We start from the raw sequence: 15,439 nt of genomic DNA on the forward strand, positions 1-15,439 counted from the left end.
ATCGGCGGAGTTTCGCCCGCGGTTTGCCCTAATCACCTGGGACACTAAGCTGTGAGCGGGGTTCGGGATGAAACACGCACAGGTCCTACTCAGCGCTCTTTTCTTTGGGTTAGGGGCAGTCGCTTGCTCTAGCGACGACGGGCCTTCCGGCGGTGGCGCGGGAACGGCAGGCGCCGGCGGTTCTGTAGCGGGCGCTAGCGGGGCGGCGGGCGCGGCTGGCGGCGGAGCCGGCGGCACAGCGGCCGCGGCAGGCAGCGCCGGCACGGCAGGCAGCGCCGGCACAGCGGGCAGCGCCGGCACAGCAGGCAGCGCGGGCTATCCCCCGCGCCTCAGCGAGACCGGGCTCTACGCCGACATCGCGAGCGATACGCTCGCGCAAGGCGTTCAGGCTTTCGAGCCACAGTTCAAGCTCTGGACTGACGGCGCGACCAAGCGCCGTTGGGTCTACCTCCCCGACGGCGCCCAAGTTGACACCAGCGACCCAGACTACTGGGTGTATCCCCAGGGTACCAAGCTCTGGAAGGAGTTCACCCGCGGGAGTATCCGGGTAGAAACCCGCTTGCTCGAGAAGACCGCGAGCGGGTGGACAATGATCGCGTACCAGTGGCAAGACGACCAGCTCGATGCGTTGCCTGTGCCCGATGGCATAGAGAACGCTTCCGCTACGGACCACGACATCCCGAGCGTCAACCAGTGCCACCAATGCCACAACAACCTGCCGGATCGCTCTCTCGGCTTCACCCAGATCCAGCTCGCGCACTCCGGTCCGGGGTTGACGCTTCAGGGTCTAGTTGACGCCAATCGCCTCACCAACCCGCCAAGTAGCCAGCCGGTGGTTCCCGGAGACGCCACCGCGCAAGCTGCCCTGGGCTACCTCCACGCAAACTGCGGGATGTGCCACAACCCGAAGTCGGCGACGTTCTTCCGTGTGGATATGGATCTGTGGTTGAGAGATGGCACCCTGAGCAGCGTTGAAACGACGCCGACGTATCTCACCACGGTCAACGTCACGCCCTTTGAAGGGATCCCAACTGGAAGCACCGCGCGCATCGCTCCAAAGGACCCGACCCACAGCGCTGTTCTCGGACGCATGAAGAGTCGCGAGCTCTCGGTCGCCATGCCACCCATTGGTACGGAAGACGTCGACGACTCCGGCGTCGCGGCGGTAGAAGCCTGGATCAACGCCCTCTAAGGACTTGGGCCTGGCGCAAACGAACGGATGGCACGCGACTCAGTTGCCTTCAACTGAGCCGCCGGAGCGTCCCGGGGCCAGGCGTACGCGCGGCAAATGCAAGGAGGCCGGAAGCGCTACCTTCCGGCCTCAGATCAGGTCGCGTGGTTATCCGACCCAGGCGACCCTGCTGAATCAGCCGACCCTGCTGAATCAGCCGACCCTGCTGAATCAGCCGACCCTGCCGAACCAGCTACAGCGTGGGACGGATGATGCGGTTACCGGACTTCGTCGGCTCGTTGCCAGCAGCTGGTTTGGACGATGGCTTTGGAGTCGCCGCAGGCCTCGGCACATAAGGTGCGGCCACCCGCGGCTTCTCCTCCGGCTTTTCTTCGGGCTTGTCCTCAGCCACCTTCTCTTCAGGCTTTTCTTCGGGCTTGTCCTCAGTCGCCTTCTCTTCAGGCTTTTCTTCGGGCTTGTCCTCAGTCGCCTTCTCTTCAGGCTTTTCTTGGGTGGTGGTTTCAGGCTGTGTGGGTGCCGGCGGCGTCTCCTGGGCGGCCGCAGCGTCTCCCCCGGATAGCTTCATTGCAGCGAAGCCGCCGCCACCCAACAAAACGACCGCGGCGATTGCTGCGCCGACGATCAGCCCGGTGTTGGACTTCTTCGGCTGGCTCTCCCCCGCCCAGGCACCCTGGGTCCCGGCGAGCGCGGGGTTCGCCGGAGGCGGAGCGGCTTGAGGCAAACTCGCCATGGCGGGCCGAGGTCCCGTCAGGTCCGCCGCAGCCATGGGCATCGAGACACGTCCGCTCGCCCATCCCTCGATCGCGCTCTGGAATTCCTTTGCCGTCTGGAAACGATGTGCCGGCTCGCGCGCCATGGCGCGCCGAATGATTTCAGCGAAGCCGCGATCGATCTCCGGAACCAACTGCTCGAGCGGAGGCGGCTCTTCGAGCACGATCTTGAAGAGGAGCTCGTTGAACGTGTCCGCGTTGAAGGGGACCTGCCCGGTCGCACACTCGTAGAGAATCACGCCCACGGAATACAGGTCGGCGCGTTGGTCCATGCCCTTGGCGCCCTTCGCCTGCTCGGGCGACATGTAGTACGGCGTGCCCATCACCGCACCGGTGCGGGTCATGGAGAAACCGCTTTCGTTCCCCAGCGCGCTGAACTTCGAGATGCCGAAGTCCAGAATCTTCACGAAGTCCGTCTGCCCCGCGTGAGACGTCAAGACGAACACGTTGTCCGGCTTGAGGTCGCGATGGATGATCCCCGCGGAATGAGCGGCTTGGAGACCCTCGAGCAACTGGTACGCAATGGGATAGATCTGCTCCGGCGTGAGCCGACCGACCTTACGGATACGGTCGCTCAGGCTATCCCCATCCATGAACTCCATGACCATGTAGCGATCGCCGTCAGGCAAGTCGCCAAGGTCGAGCACCTCTACGATGTGCTGTGAGCCGATCCGCCCGGCCGCTTGGGCTTCACGTTCGAAGCGTTGAACGGCGTCGGCGTTTTCGGCGACGCCAGAGTGCAACACCTTGATCGCAACACGGCGGTGGATGCGGGTGTTCTCGCCTTCGTAGACAGCGCCCATACCACCTTCGCCGAGTAGTCGAACGATGCGGTACTTGCCGTCAATGATGTCGCCGGTGCTTAGGGACATGGTTGCCTCGGTTCAAAACGAACGTTTCATGCTGGGATGGAGCGGAGACCTGATGCAGCACCAGGCAGTGCTCCTGCACGAAACCCATGAAGTTTACGCTCCACTGGTCCTAGGAGGCTAGCACGGTCCACCACTTCAGGCCCAGAGTCGGGACTGTACTGTTGTTCCGTGAGTCTGGGTTTCCGTCAAGACCGCTGCCAATTCGTGCTCAGCCCCCGAACTGCCGCGCAGCGGCTGGGGGTTCTCCACCAGACGTACCGCTGCGCCCAACGGTCTCGCGTGGGCATGAACTCCCACAACTTTTGCTGCGATCTCACCTGCCAAACGCGGGGAAAAAGGCGGGGAAAAAGGCCGGGAAAAATGTCTGATGGCCAAGCGCTTGAGGCGCCGAGATGCTGTGGAACAGGTACGCCCTGGCCCCACAAAGTGGGTGCGTCAGTTGCTTGTACAGAACTGCTTTGCAGGCGTCTCGACTTCCATCTGGAGCGGCCGCAGGTCCGCCGGCGGGTCCCACGGCGGCGAGGAGTTCGCATCCCGCTCGGTCAACGTGGGGGAGGTTGCATCTCCGCCCAAAAGGAACGCTCTCAGCTCAAAGTTCGCCTGGTCGCCGCGGGGAAGGATCAGCGTGCGGGTGTACTGGTCGAAGAACACGGCACCCACAGGGACGCTCCCGATGCTCTGCCGGAAAGGAGTTCCAGTAGTCGTGCCCGTCGGGATGGCGAAGATGGCGAGCTCTTCCAGGCTTTCGGTCGCGAAGTAGATCTTGTTGCAAGGGTCCCAGGCAGCACCACGAATGAAGGATCCACCTACCTCGAAGTTCACCGAGCCGTTCACATTGAAGTTGGTCGCGTTGAACCGCGTCACCTTTCCAGCAGTGTTCGTACTCACACCCTTCACCCAGAGCGGGTCTGGAAAGGCCACCGCGTCGTCGTTCGACGCTTCGACCGCGGAGATGCTCCCGCCACTCTGGCGAACTTTGCCGATCACCAGAGGAGATCCGGCATAGCCGGGTTTAGGCGATGATGCCGAGAGGCTAGCGCGAACACGCTGAACCTCACACATGTTGACGTCCGACCCGTTCTCATCAACCACGCCGTCCGGCGCGCAAGTTGATGACTTGATGAACAGGTTCAAGCTGCCTCCGGCGTCCGAGCCGTTTGCGCGCGGAATCGCCGCCAGGGGGCTGGCAAAAGTCGGGATGTCCTGAAGGGGTGTCGTCGGCGCAGGGGACTGCGGATTGTCGACATTGATCACCGTGAAGCCCTGAGTGGGTGCACTCGCGCCTTCCTTGTAGACGCTCCAGTACAGAACCCGCTTGTTGAGTACGGCGATCACCCCGGCCGGAGCTGGCACCGAGGCAGTGCCCTCCTCGTCGAACTCACCACTCGACCGGTTGAAGGTCCACACGTGGAAGGTGTAGAGGTCTGTCGCCCCTCCTTCCTGTGTCCAGACATACCAGTACCCAGCTTCTCGGTCGTAGGCGACGAATCCGTTCTTATTCGCGCCGAATTCCTTTCGTGTGAACTCCTCCCCTGTACGGGGGTCGAGCGCCGCGACCACCAAGCCACGGCCTCCAGCAGTCAGAGTCCCTTCGGCCGCTACCACTACCAGTCCGGGTTCGATCAGGCTGCCCCCGGCGCCAGCCGAGCCGCCAGTGCCAGCAGTGGCTCCGGCTCCACCGCTTCCGCCACCGCTTGAGCCGCCCTGCCCGGCGGTCCCCCCGCTCGCTCCGCTTCCGCCCGCTCCGGCGGTAGCTTCCTGCTTCAGGTCGTCGAACGAGTTGATCACCGAACAACCCGAAGCGCCCAAAACGCTGGCCGTCAGCGCGACCGCACACACAAGAGTAAAGGTTCTCATGGCTAAGCTTGAATGTATCTAAGGTGTGGGTGGAGTCGGGAGACATTCTCCCGAACCACACATTTTTTGCGCCCCGCTGGGAGTATAGCGAAATGTCGACCGGATCTCCCGTATCCAACGGCTACTAACGCGCTTGGTGATTCGCGGGCGGTCGACTCCTAGATGTCGACGCGTCACAGCCCTGAGGAGGTCGCTCCCCAGGGCTGTGTACAGACGAGCCAATCCTCGGTTTTCTCGGCTCTCAGTTGTTCTCCGCGCCTTGCATGATCCAGGTCGCGATCGCCAGCTTCTCCTCGTCAAGCAGCGGGACACCGCCGGTGTCACGCGGCATCTGCTGTCCTTCGATGTCACCCATCGGATCGATCTTCCGGTAGAGGTAGCTGTCGCGAGGATTGGTCGAGGAGCTGTCGACGCGCATGATGGTGAGGCCGCCGGGCTTCTCCACGGCGGGAACGTCGACCAAATTGAAGTAAGCAAAGTCCGGCGCCAGAGTCATACCCTGCTGGGGATTCACCAGCCCGTGGCACGCATCTTTGTTGCACTGCTTGTCGAAGATCGCGTTCTCGATGTCTTGAGCGAAGCTCACCTTGGTGGTGCGCGTTTCTTCGGTGGTGTTGGTGCTCTCGTTGCCTGCTTCGTCTCGGGCCCGAACCACCCAGAAGTAGTCGGTCGAGGAACTCAGGCCGGTCAGTGTGATGCCGAGCGAGCCGGGGCTCGACTGCGCGACCGGCGGATTGTCCAGCGCGGTGCCAGCGATGGTGCCTTGATACACGACGTAGACGATCCCACCAGCTGCAGTCTGATCATCGGTAGCTGGGTCCCAGGCGAGCTCAGCCGTGGTCGAGCCCTCGACGACTCCGGTGATACCTCCGAAGTCAGGCGGCGTACCGTCGGTGAGCGTCGTCGTCGTTCGGAAAGAGAGGTTCGTGTCCTCATTCCCCGCGGAATCGGCGGCACGGCAGACGAAGTAGTAGGTCGTGTCGTTGGAGAGGCCTGTTACCTCACCTTGGGTTCCGCCGACGAACGTTCCCTGAGGGGAACCAAAGGGGGTCTCCGCGTCCGGTGGCTCCGTGAATGCGTAGACGTTGTACGTCATCGTATCCACGGTCTCGACGTCGTCCTTGGCCGGATCCCAGCTGAGTGTGGCTCGGGTAGCACCTGGGGCCCCGATACCGGTGCAACCGCCGAACACGGGTGCGGTGGTGTCTTTGCCGGTGCTGCCTTCCTTCTCCTCTACGTTGCTTTCCGAGTTGCCTGCAGCGTCGGAGGCGCGGACGTTGAAGTAGAAGTTGGATTCAGCCATTGGCAAGCCGGTGACGACCACGCTGCTCGCTCCGGGGACGCTCACCGCACCGACCTTGCCAGTCGGAGCCGCTCCGGACGAGGTCGACCAGCGGACGGTATATGTAATGCCTTCAGCGGGTGTCTTGTCGTCGGTAGCTGCGTCCCACGACACCTTCACCGAGGTTGCACCAGCAGGCTCCGTTCCAGTGATCCCGGAGAAGGTCGGCGGCGTGTCGTCCGCATCCGGCGCGCCGGACTGTTCAGCGGTGTTCTCGTCCATCGCCCCGGCCTCGTCCTGGGCGCGAACGACGAAGAAGTACTCCGTGCCCTTCGTCAGCCCGCCAACGAGCACGCTCTGTGCGCCGGGCGGACTGGTCACGGTGGGAGCACCGTAGTTCTGCGTCCCTGAGCTGGTCGCGACGTAGATGTTGTAGACCAGGGAGTCGCTTGCGGTGACGTCGTCCGTCGCTGCGTTCCAGGTCACTTGGACCGCTGTGTCGCCCGCTGGTGCAACGCTGCGCACGCCATCGAAGGTCGGCGGTGCGTTCTCGATGTTGCTACCCGTGCCACCCGTGCCGTCAGCGTTCGGAACGCACTGGGATCCATTCTTGTGAGTCCCTGTTCCGCAGGTGATGTCTTCTCCACCACAGCTGGGCAGGAAGCCGGCGGTGAGCCCCGCGCCGGTCAACAGGACCAGCGTCAACGAAGAGCGATTTGCGAGTTTGAAAGTCCCCATAATCTTCAACCTTTGCCGATAAGCCGAGGCTCGGTGGCATGGTGCGCCTCGAGAAGAAAAAAAGCCCTCAGTTGGCGAACGCGCCCTGTTCAATCCATTCACGAAGCAGCCCGTCCTCCGCGCCGCTCAGCGGCGAAGACGTCAGGCCGTTTCCGTCACGTGGTTCCTGCAAACCCGAATAACTGTTGGGCTTGCTTGCCGAGAACGGCGAGGTGGTCAGCCCGTCCGGGTTGATGCGGCGGTAGATCAGGCTGTTTTCAGGCTGACCCGGGAGAATGAGCGGAAGGCCGCTCGTGCTGCTCACGTCTGGGTCAACGAAGCCGCCGGGCACGTTGACCGTGGTCGAGTGCTGGAAGCTGTGACAGCCGTTGCACTGGTCACGCCACAACGGAAGGATGTCGAAGCGGTAGGAAACCGCCGTGGTCACCGCCATCGAGTGGTTGCCCGTCTCGAAGTTGCCGGACATGTCTTCCGCACGGACGTAGACGTTGTACAGCGTGCGTGACGACAAATTCGATAGCCGCGCGGTGGTGGCGCCCAACGCCGTGGTAAAGCGGATGTGGCTGTTGAAAGCCGCACCTTCGCAGTCCTTCGCGTCGGGTTCCGCGCATACGTGGTAACGGATTTCGGCGGCGCTGTGGGTGTCGTCGGTCGCGTCCACCCAGGAGACATCCAACGCTGCGAGCCCCGCGTTGACGCTCAACGATGGCCCCGAGCTCCAGGTGGGTGCCGTGGTGTCCCCCGAGGCAGCGAGTGTCGTGCCGCTAAGCTCCTTGCTGCTGACGCTGACGTTTCCTGCCTCATCCATCGCTCGAACGACGACGAAGCGCGTCGCATTCGCTGGCAAGCCGGTGACCACCGTGGAGGTGATGCCTGGAGTGGTTACCAGCGTCGGGTTGTTGAAGTCGTGGACACCAGCGGTATCCGCAACGAAGACCTGATAGCGGATCTTGTAGTCCGGGGTCGACGTGTCAGTGGCCGCCGTCCAGCTCACGAGCAGCGTAGACGGGCTCGAACCGGCGACAGAGTCCACGCCGTTGAACGATGGCGCGGTGGTATCCGAGTCACCGCCTGTCGTGGCGTTGACCTGGATGGTGTTGTTGTCGCGATTCCCTGCCGCGTCCCGAGCGCGCACCACGTAGTAGTACTTGGTGTTTGGCATCAGGCTCGGCACGACGAACGAGATCGCGCCAGGCGGAGAGGTGTAGCTCGGGCTCCCGAAGTTCTGCTGTCGATCTTCGGTGGCTTCGTAGATGTCGTAGACGATGTTGGCAGGTTCCGTCACGTTGTCCGTGGCCGGGAACCAGTAGAGCTTGATGGTTTGACCCGTTGCGATCGCCTGCTTGGCTCCTGAAAAGCTTGGAGCGACGCCCTCTGGCGTGCGGGCATAGCGCGTTAGGGTGTTCTCGTCTTCGTTCCCCGCGGTATCGACTGACCGTACGATCACGGCGTAGTCGGTCAGCGGACTCAAACCGGTCAACGTGACCGAAGACTCCCCTGCGGCCGAGGTCACGACGGGCGTGGTCAGGTCAACGTCGATCCCGCCTGGACCGAGGTACACATTGTAGATGAGCGCGCTCTGGTCGGTGCCCTTGTCGAAGCCGGCCTTCCACTCGACGCGCAAGGTGCTGGAGGTCTCAGCCTCGACCAAGCTCACCCCGGCGAACTTCGGCGGGGATCCGTCAGGAGTCGCATCGCCGACCTCTGTGGTGTTCTGATCTTCGTTGCCCGCCTCATCAACCGCACGCACGACGAATCGATACTGATGCGACGGCGAGAGCCCAGTGATGGCGGCGGTGGAAGCGCCTGATGGCGTTGCAAGCCATGGCGTGGTGAAGTCGAACTCCTCACCCGTCGCTGCCCCGTAGACGCGGAACACGATGCGGCTAGTGTCAGAAACGTTGTCAGTGGCCGCGGACCACGAAAGATCGATCCGCGATTCACTCACAACCGACGCGCCGCTGGCGCCGTCGAATGTTGGGGGTGTGGTGTCCGCGTTTGGATCACCGCCGCCTCCTGTATCACTACCGCCACCACAACCCACCGCGAAGTAGGCCGCGGCGCAAAGGCCAAGCCAAAGTCGATGCCTCATCCCATCCTCCAAGGGAGCCCGCAAACTCCAACCGCTTGAGCGTAGCAAGCTGCGAGTGCTCGTAAACCCCTGTTCAGCAACTCCGATGTTGGTTCTGGGGATTCAAGTGAGGCGAGCCTGCTGATTCCGCAGTGCAAGTCGCGGTGCTTCCTCAGGCTGCGGTGCTTCCTGAAGCTGCGGTGCTTCCTGAAGCTGCGGTGCTTCCTGAAGCTGCGGTGCTTCCTGAAGCTGCCGTGCTTCCTCGGCCCGTAGCGCTTGAGGAAGCACTCTCCAAGTGACGGCATCGGCTGTGCGCCGCGCCTCCCCCAAAAACCCTGCAAGTATCTCGCCTCGTCATTCCATTGGGTCCGCACCTGGAAAGGCTACGGACCCTCTAGAGTTCTGCCCGGAAACTCTGGTTAATTCCGCGGCGGCAGTTTACGGCTCGCTGCCCAGCTTGGGGCGATCGAAGGGCGCCTGCTCGTTCTTTACCCGCGGATCCGTTAGGGCGTTGCGCATGAAATCGATGATGTCAGCGATTTCCGCGGTGTTGATCGGGAGCGGATCGGTCGGGCCACCCACACCACCGACGACGGGATCGATGTTCGGCGAGTTGGGGAACGGGATGTTCTTGTAGGCAGCCATCACCGCCTCGAGATTGGCTCCCACGCCCGCGCCGGTGTGCAGCAAGCCACCGGCCTCTCTCAAGCCGACGTTGCGCAGCCCGGGCGTCTTCACCTTGAAGCGATCCGTCGCGTCCATGGTGACCTTCTCGCGTCCGTTGTCGAAGTTCGGGTCCTCGTCGAAGAAGCCGAGGTTGTGGAACTCGACGTCGTCGCCAGGAATGAGCACGTCGGAGAAGAGCGGCGGCGAGTGACAGAGGTTACAGCGCGCCGTGGTCATGAAGAGGTTGAAGCCGTTGATTTGCGCCTCGGTCATGGCGCTGGCTTCCCCAGCGTTCCAGCGATCCCAAGGTGTTTGATTCGAGGTCAGGCGCCGCTCGTGAGTGGCGATGGCGAAGGCGATCCGCTTGGTGTTGATCTCCTCCGTGCCGTACACCGCCTCGAACATCTTCGGATAGGTCGGGTACTTGGCGATAAACGCCTTCATATCCGCGGGGATATCGTGAGCCAGCGCAAGCGGCTGAGCTGTGGTGAGCTTGGCGTGAATCGAAGGCCAGGTGCGATTTTCGCAGGCCATCTCAGCGTCGGCGAGCGGCGGCCCAACGGACTGGCTCTCGAGCGACCCGCCAGCTGCGATCGCTACCTGATTCGTATCGGGATCGATGAACTGGGAGCGCGCGCGACCGTCCCAGAAGTTGTCCTTGTTGAACATCGCATCCAGGTACGTCGGCGGCTTACGCCCTGTGACCTGACGATTCGCGCCGAAGATCGGGTCGTTCTTGTAGGTTACGTTTCCACCTGATTCGGTGCAGCGCTTGATGCCCTGAGCGCCCCGACGGTCGTCTGCCGTCCCCAGCGTGCCATCCGGGCCTGGATGAATCGCCGTGCTCTGAGAAGCGCGGGGATCCGAGCCACCTGCGGAAGCGCGGTGGCAGGTACCGCACGCCATGGTGTTGTCGCTGCTCATCTGCTCTTCCCAGAACAGCACCTTGCCGAGCATCTCCTTGTCTTCGGTTGGCTGGTTTTCCGGGGGGTAAGGCACCGGTGGATACGCCATGTAGGCGCTGCCGCCCGTGCCGCCCGTGCCGCCGGTGCTGCCGCCTGTGCCTGCGGTGCCGCCCGTGGCTGCGGTACCGCTACTCCCCGCGGTACCGCCGGTGCCAGCGGTCACGCTACCGCCGCTACCGCCGCTACCGGCCTCGCCCGCCGAGCCGGCGGTCCCGCCCGTTCCACCGGTGGTGTTTCCGGTGTTTGGGTCCGTGCCATCGCTGCAGGCGACCGCAACTGCGGACACCAGCGAGACGAAGAGAAGTGCGTTTGTTCGCAGCATGCGTTTAAAGCTCCCGAAGTTGCCTCACGACCAAGCCGTCGCTCGAAGGGGTTAGCGCCGAATGCTAGCGCAGGTGTGGGGGCCACACCAACTCGCTTGAACCCAGTGGTGTTGATTGCCGAGCGGCAGGAATCGACCACTTGCTCGGCATTTCGTCCGTGGGATTTGCTTGGGGAAACGTGAGCGCGGGGCGCGTATCCGCGGCCTTCTAGTGTCGTGTCTCCATAGTTCGCTGCAAAGTAGTTCGCTGCAAAACTAGCCCTGGGCGGGCGATACGACACAGGCAGAGCTCTTGATCACCACATAAACTGCGAGCCCCGCTTCGAGCCCGAGCTCGCGGATGGCGCTATGGCTGAGTTCGACGAGCAGGCCAGCGGCGGTGCGAACATCTAGTTCTGCTGGTGGTGCTTGGTCCACCTGATGCAGCAGCGCGACCTCGATCACTCCGCCTGCGTCGACCTGTCGCACCTGACCGAGGAGTACGTTTCGCGCCGAGATGCGTTCGGGTTGGGAGCGGGCGAGGATCACGTCCCGCGCGGCGACGCTCACCAACGCGTGCTTGTGAGCATCTTGGTTGAGCGATTCGCGTAGCGCCCTGCAAAACAGCTGCGTTCCACTCTCGAGGCGAACCACGCAGCGATCGTCCGAGGACTGGACGATTTCGCACGGAAGCGTGGACTCCAGCTCGTCGGTGCCACGCAGCAGGGCGAGCGTGCTGCCTGCTTCACCCCCCTCCAGACGACCCTTGCCCATCAAGACGTCTTCTGGACGACCGCGCGCCACGACGCGCCCCGTGTCGAACGCCAACACCTCGTCACACAGCGCCAGGACCTCCCCGGGGCTGTGACTCACGAGCAGCATTGGGACGGCGAATTCCTCGCGCACTTGGCGCAGGAACGGCAGCAAGCGGCGCTTGAGCGCGATGTCCAAGGCTCCGAGCGGCTCATCCAGCAGCAACAGGTCCGGTGCCGAGCAGAGCGCCCGGCCCAGGGCTACGCGCTGCCGCTCGCCACCGGACAAGGTGCTTGGGCGCCGGGACCACAACGGTTCGAGCTGGAGCACTCGACTGACTTGCTCGAGCCGTGCGGTCACCTGCTCTGATGACTGGCGTTGCGCGCCGCTCAGCAAATTCTCCCGGGTATTTAGATGCGGAAACAGCAAGCCGTCTTGCGGCACATATCCAATACGTCGCCGCTCAGGCGGAACGTTCAACCTCTGCGCCGTGTCGAGCCAAGCCGCGCCGTTGAAGGTGATGCGCCCGGTAGCGCCACGACGGAGACCCGCAATGCACTCGAGCAAGCTGGTCTTGCCGGCCCCAGATGGGCCAAAGAGCGCCGTGACTTGCGCCGTGAGCTCGACCTCGAGCTTCAGCTCGAAGCGGTCCAGAGGTAACTGCAGATCGACGGCAAGCGTCACGTCCGCCTCCCCTGCCCCAGGTACTCGGCGATCAACACCGCCGCGAGACCGCTCACCAGAGCGACTCCCAAGAGCACCCGCGCCTCCGCGTCTCTTCCAGCCTGATCGGCGCTGAAGATCGCCAGCGCCAGCGTCTGGGTCCGCCCGGGAATGTTGCCCGCAATCATCACCGTTGCGCCGAACTCTCCCATCCCGCGCATGAAACCCAAGATCGCGGCGGCACTCAGGCCGCGCAGGCCTAAAGGCAGTGTGACCAAGCGAAACGTGGCGAGCCTGCCGTGACCCAACGTTCGCGCCATCGCCTCGAGCCGCGGGTCAATCGCATCGAACGTTACCTTTACCGTGCGGATCACGATCGGGAACGACATGGTGGCGGCGGCGAGGACGCCGGCCTTCCAGGTCAGAAGCAGATCTGGGTCGAACCCCAGTGTCTCCCGACCGAGGGGGCCAGCGTCGGCGAGTAACGACAGCAGGAGGTAGCCCACGGCGGTGGGGGGCAATACCATTGGCAGCACCAGGCAAGCGTTCAACCAGAGCTTCCCTGGGAATTGCTTGCGGCTGAGTAGGTAGCCGAGCGGCACCGCCAAGAGCAGCACCAGCAGGGTCGCTGTGCCGGAGATCTTGAAGGTTAACCAGAGCGCGCTGCTAGTCGACTCCATGGCTGCTCAGTCGAGGGAACCTTCAGCTGCCCTTCTTTTCGACCAAGCGAAACCCGAAGCGCTCGAACACGGCCTTGGCGTCGTTGCCGCGCAGGTAGCTGTACAGTTGGTCGACGCTCGGCTTTCCGAATGCGGGGCTACCGGCGATCTTTGCCATGGGGTAGCGGATTGGCTGACTTTCGCTCTCCGGTACCTCGAACAAGACCTTCACCTTCTGCGAGAGCGCAGCGTCGGTCTTGTAGACGAAGCCCACCGCGCCCGAGCGCTGCTCGATTTGTACTAGCGCCGCCCGCACGTCGGGCATCGGGACGACGCGCTTCTCGAGCGTCTGCCAAACGCTCCCGTCTCCCTGCTTCAGGCTTTGCAGGTACTGCTTCGCGTAAATCCCCGCGGGAACGGCGGCGGGATCGCCGAGTACGAGCTCTTTGAAGCGGGGATCCGCAAGCTCACGGGGGTGACTCAACTGCGACGTAGATGCGGCGTTGCCGATCAACACCAGTTGATTGCTCAGCAAATCCTGCCGGCTGTCAGGCGCTACACGTCCCGCCTTTTCAACCGCGTTCATCCAATCTTCGCTGGCTGAAACGAACACGTCCGCCTTGGGTGCGGCGATCAACTGCCGCGCGAGCGAGTTGGAGCCCGCAAAATTCAGCGCGACGGTCACCCCGGCGTGGGAGTGCTCAAAGTCTTGCTTGAGTTGCAGCATCGCGTCCCGCAGGCTCGCTGCGGCAAAAACGGTCACTTCCCCGTCCCCGCCCTGTCCGCTGGAGCCTCGATCACAAGCGCTCAGCAGCAGAGTCGCGCCCGCCCACCGCAGCAGCTCTCGACGTTGGATCCCCATCGACGCGAGAGGGTTACATCGAGGGGCCGATGCTGGCAACTGATGTCACGCGGCGGGCGCGCGGACGATGGTGCCGACGTGCTCCCCAGCCAAGGCGCGCCGTACGAGATCCGGCTTCAGCCCATTGACGATTTGGAAGCTGGTGAGCAGGCGAGCGTTCTCGAGCAAATCGAGGAGCACGCGGTCGAAGGGCAGCGTCGACAGATTCAACTCGCGGAGCGCCTTCGCGTCGATATCCAGGATCATCTTCGCGTCCGGGTGTTGTTTCGGATCTCGGTCGTAGAGCCCGTCGACGTCCTTCACCAGCACGAGCCCAGCGCAGCCGAACGTTTCCGCAAGCAAAAACGCCCCGGCGTCGCTGCGGTGCGGGGGAATGCGGCCGACGCCCGGAGGATGCTCCCAGAGCGAATACGGCGGGACACCGTGGAAGATGATCCCGGGGGCTGCATTCAAGAACAAGGGCATCAAATGGCCGAGGATCTCCGGCGGAATGGCGACCACGCCATGGGGAGCGAGCAACGTGCCTAGGATGTGCGCGTTCCCCAGCCCGTCCGCGGCGGCAAGCTGAGCCAACACGCCGGTCGGCAGTCCGAGATCGATCCCGATTGAGAACAGGTGCCGCGTGCGCGAGCCGCCGCCGGTGCTGATCACCAGGCGCTGCTCCTTCAAGGCGGCCCCTAGCACATCAACCAGCGGGACCACGGCGTCGCGACCCGCTTCGAGGATCGAGCCTGCGCCGACCTTCACGACTTGAACGTCGGGAAGCATGCGCACGACAGGCGATTCAGTGGAACGCATGACCTGCTTGTCGAGCAGGCTCTCGCGCATCAACAGAGAGTTTAGGTGGTGGCGGCGGTCGTCGCTTGTCATCGCTCTTTAGATCCGTAGGGAAGAAGCCCGGAGCTCCTCACCCCCAAAATTCGAAGATTTACCGAGTGGACTGATCAGGGATGAAGCGTCGCCTCAATCAGCGTGGATGATGGTGCCCACGTGCTCCCCGTCGAGGGCGCGGCGGAGGTTGCCTGGCTTGAGGCCGTTCACCACTTGGATGCTGCGGCGGTGCTGGGCGTCCTGCATGAACTCGAGCACGGGTCGCTCCACGACGACGTCGTTGAAGTCCTGGGCGAGCAACTCCTGAGCGCTGATCTTCGGGATGAACTTCGCGCCCTTTTCCTTCTTCGGGTCGGCGGTGTAGAGGCCGTCCTCATCCTTGACGTAGATCATGGAGCGGGTGCCGAATACCTCACTGATCAAGTAGGAGCCCGTATCCGTGCGGTGGGGTGGAATGCGCCCAACGCTGGGATTTCTGTGCCAGAACGTGTACGGCGGCATACCGAAGAAGATCGCGGCACGCCTTTCCGCGAGGTAAAGCGGAAGCTGAGGGAACTGCACCGGCTCGATGAACGGGATGCCATGTTTAGCCAGCAAGTAGTGCAGCATGCGGGCGTTCTGCATGCTGACGAAGGTGCCAAGCACGCTGAGCACGCCGGTGGGCACACCGAGCTCGATCCCCATGCTGTAGGCGTGACGGGCGCGGGTCCCGGCGCCAGTGCCGATGATCATCTGGTGGTGCGGCAGGGCGTCCACGATCTCGTCGATCACGGGAAAAACGGCGCTTCGACCGCGGTCGATGATGCTCTGACCGCCAACCTTGATCACGTTTGCTTCGGGCAGGATCGCGAAGCTCGGGCTGTGCCCCGTCGAGCGCAGCAGCTCGTCGTCCGTAAGAGAGCCACCGACCAGGCGCTTGCCCAGCTCGCTGAGGAGTTCGTCTTTGGAATCGTTCAC

The 15,439-nt window shown here is 63.2% G+C and carries 10 protein-coding genes and 1 pseudogene; 1 reads left to right on the top strand and 10 read right to left on the bottom strand.

What is annotated here, in order from left to right; all coding sequences use genetic code 11:
* Positions 1-67 precede the first annotated feature (67 nt).
* Positions 68-1,192 (top strand): hypothetical protein, encoded by a 1,125-nt coding sequence (locus H6718_15755; GenBank protein ID MCB9586855.1) that lies wholly within the window; start codon positions 68-70, stop codon positions 1,190-1,192.
* A 232-nt stretch (positions 1,193-1,424) separates the two neighbouring features.
* On the opposite strand, the gene H6718_15760 is transcribed toward H6718_15755, so the two are convergent.
* The 10 genes and pseudogenes from H6718_15760 to H6718_15805 all read right to left on the bottom strand — a co-directional run bounded on the left by H6718_15760 (position 1,425) and on the right by H6718_15805 (position 15,439).
* Positions 1,425-2,834, bottom strand: coding sequence for a protein kinase (locus tag H6718_15760; GenBank protein ID MCB9586856.1), 1,410 nt, complete (start codon positions 2,832-2,834; stop codon positions 1,425-1,427).
* A 435-nt stretch (positions 2,835-3,269) separates the two neighbouring features.
* The gene (locus H6718_15765) at positions 3,270-4,691 is read right to left on the bottom strand and encodes a hypothetical protein (GenBank protein ID MCB9586857.1); all 1,422 of its coding nucleotides are present in this window, start codon (positions 4,689-4,691) and stop codon (positions 3,270-3,272) included.
* A gap of 241 nt (positions 4,692-4,932) precedes the next feature.
* Positions 4,933-6,711, bottom strand: a complete 1,779-nt coding sequence (locus H6718_15770; GenBank protein MCB9586858.1) for a fibronectin type III domain-containing protein — start codon at positions 6,709-6,711, stop codon at positions 4,933-4,935.
* Positions 6,712-6,778: 67 nt separating this feature from the next.
* Positions 6,779-8,803: a fibronectin type III domain-containing protein gene (locus H6718_15775; protein MCB9586859.1), complete on the bottom strand. Its 2,025-nt coding sequence runs from the start codon at positions 8,801-8,803 to the stop codon at positions 6,779-6,781.
* 417 nt (positions 8,804-9,220) lie between these two features.
* On the bottom strand, positions 9,221-10,735 hold the full coding sequence (locus H6718_15780; GenBank protein ID MCB9586860.1) for a hypothetical protein: 1,515 nt from the start codon (positions 10,733-10,735) through the stop codon (positions 9,221-9,223).
* Between the two features lie 255 nt (positions 10,736-10,990).
* Positions 10,991-12,151, bottom strand: a complete 1,161-nt coding sequence (gene modC, locus H6718_15785) for a molybdenum ABC transporter ATP-binding protein (GenBank protein ID MCB9586861.1) — start codon at positions 12,149-12,151, stop codon at positions 10,991-10,993.
* Positions 12,148-12,810, bottom strand: coding sequence for a molybdate ABC transporter permease subunit (modB, locus tag H6718_15790; protein MCB9586862.1), 663 nt, complete (start codon positions 12,808-12,810; stop codon positions 12,148-12,150). The genes modC and modB overlap by 4 nt, the downstream gene beginning before the upstream one ends.
* A gap of 22 nt (positions 12,811-12,832) precedes the next feature.
* Positions 12,833-13,651, bottom strand: coding sequence for a molybdate ABC transporter substrate-binding protein (modA, locus tag H6718_15795; protein ID MCB9586863.1), 819 nt, complete (start codon positions 13,649-13,651; stop codon positions 12,833-12,835).
* A gap of 45 nt (positions 13,652-13,696) precedes the next feature.
* A pseudogene (locus H6718_15800) lies at positions 13,697-14,533 on the bottom strand (uridylate kinase).
* Between the two features lie 81 nt (positions 14,534-14,614).
* A complete protein-coding gene (locus tag H6718_15805; GenBank protein ID MCB9586864.1) occupies positions 14,615-15,439 on the bottom strand; it encodes a uridine kinase in 825 nt (274 codons plus the stop codon).

The sequence above is a fragment of the Polyangiaceae bacterium genome, assembly GCA_020633205.1.
Lineage (GTDB): Bacteria > Myxococcota_A > Polyangia > Polyangiales > Polyangiaceae > JAHBVY01.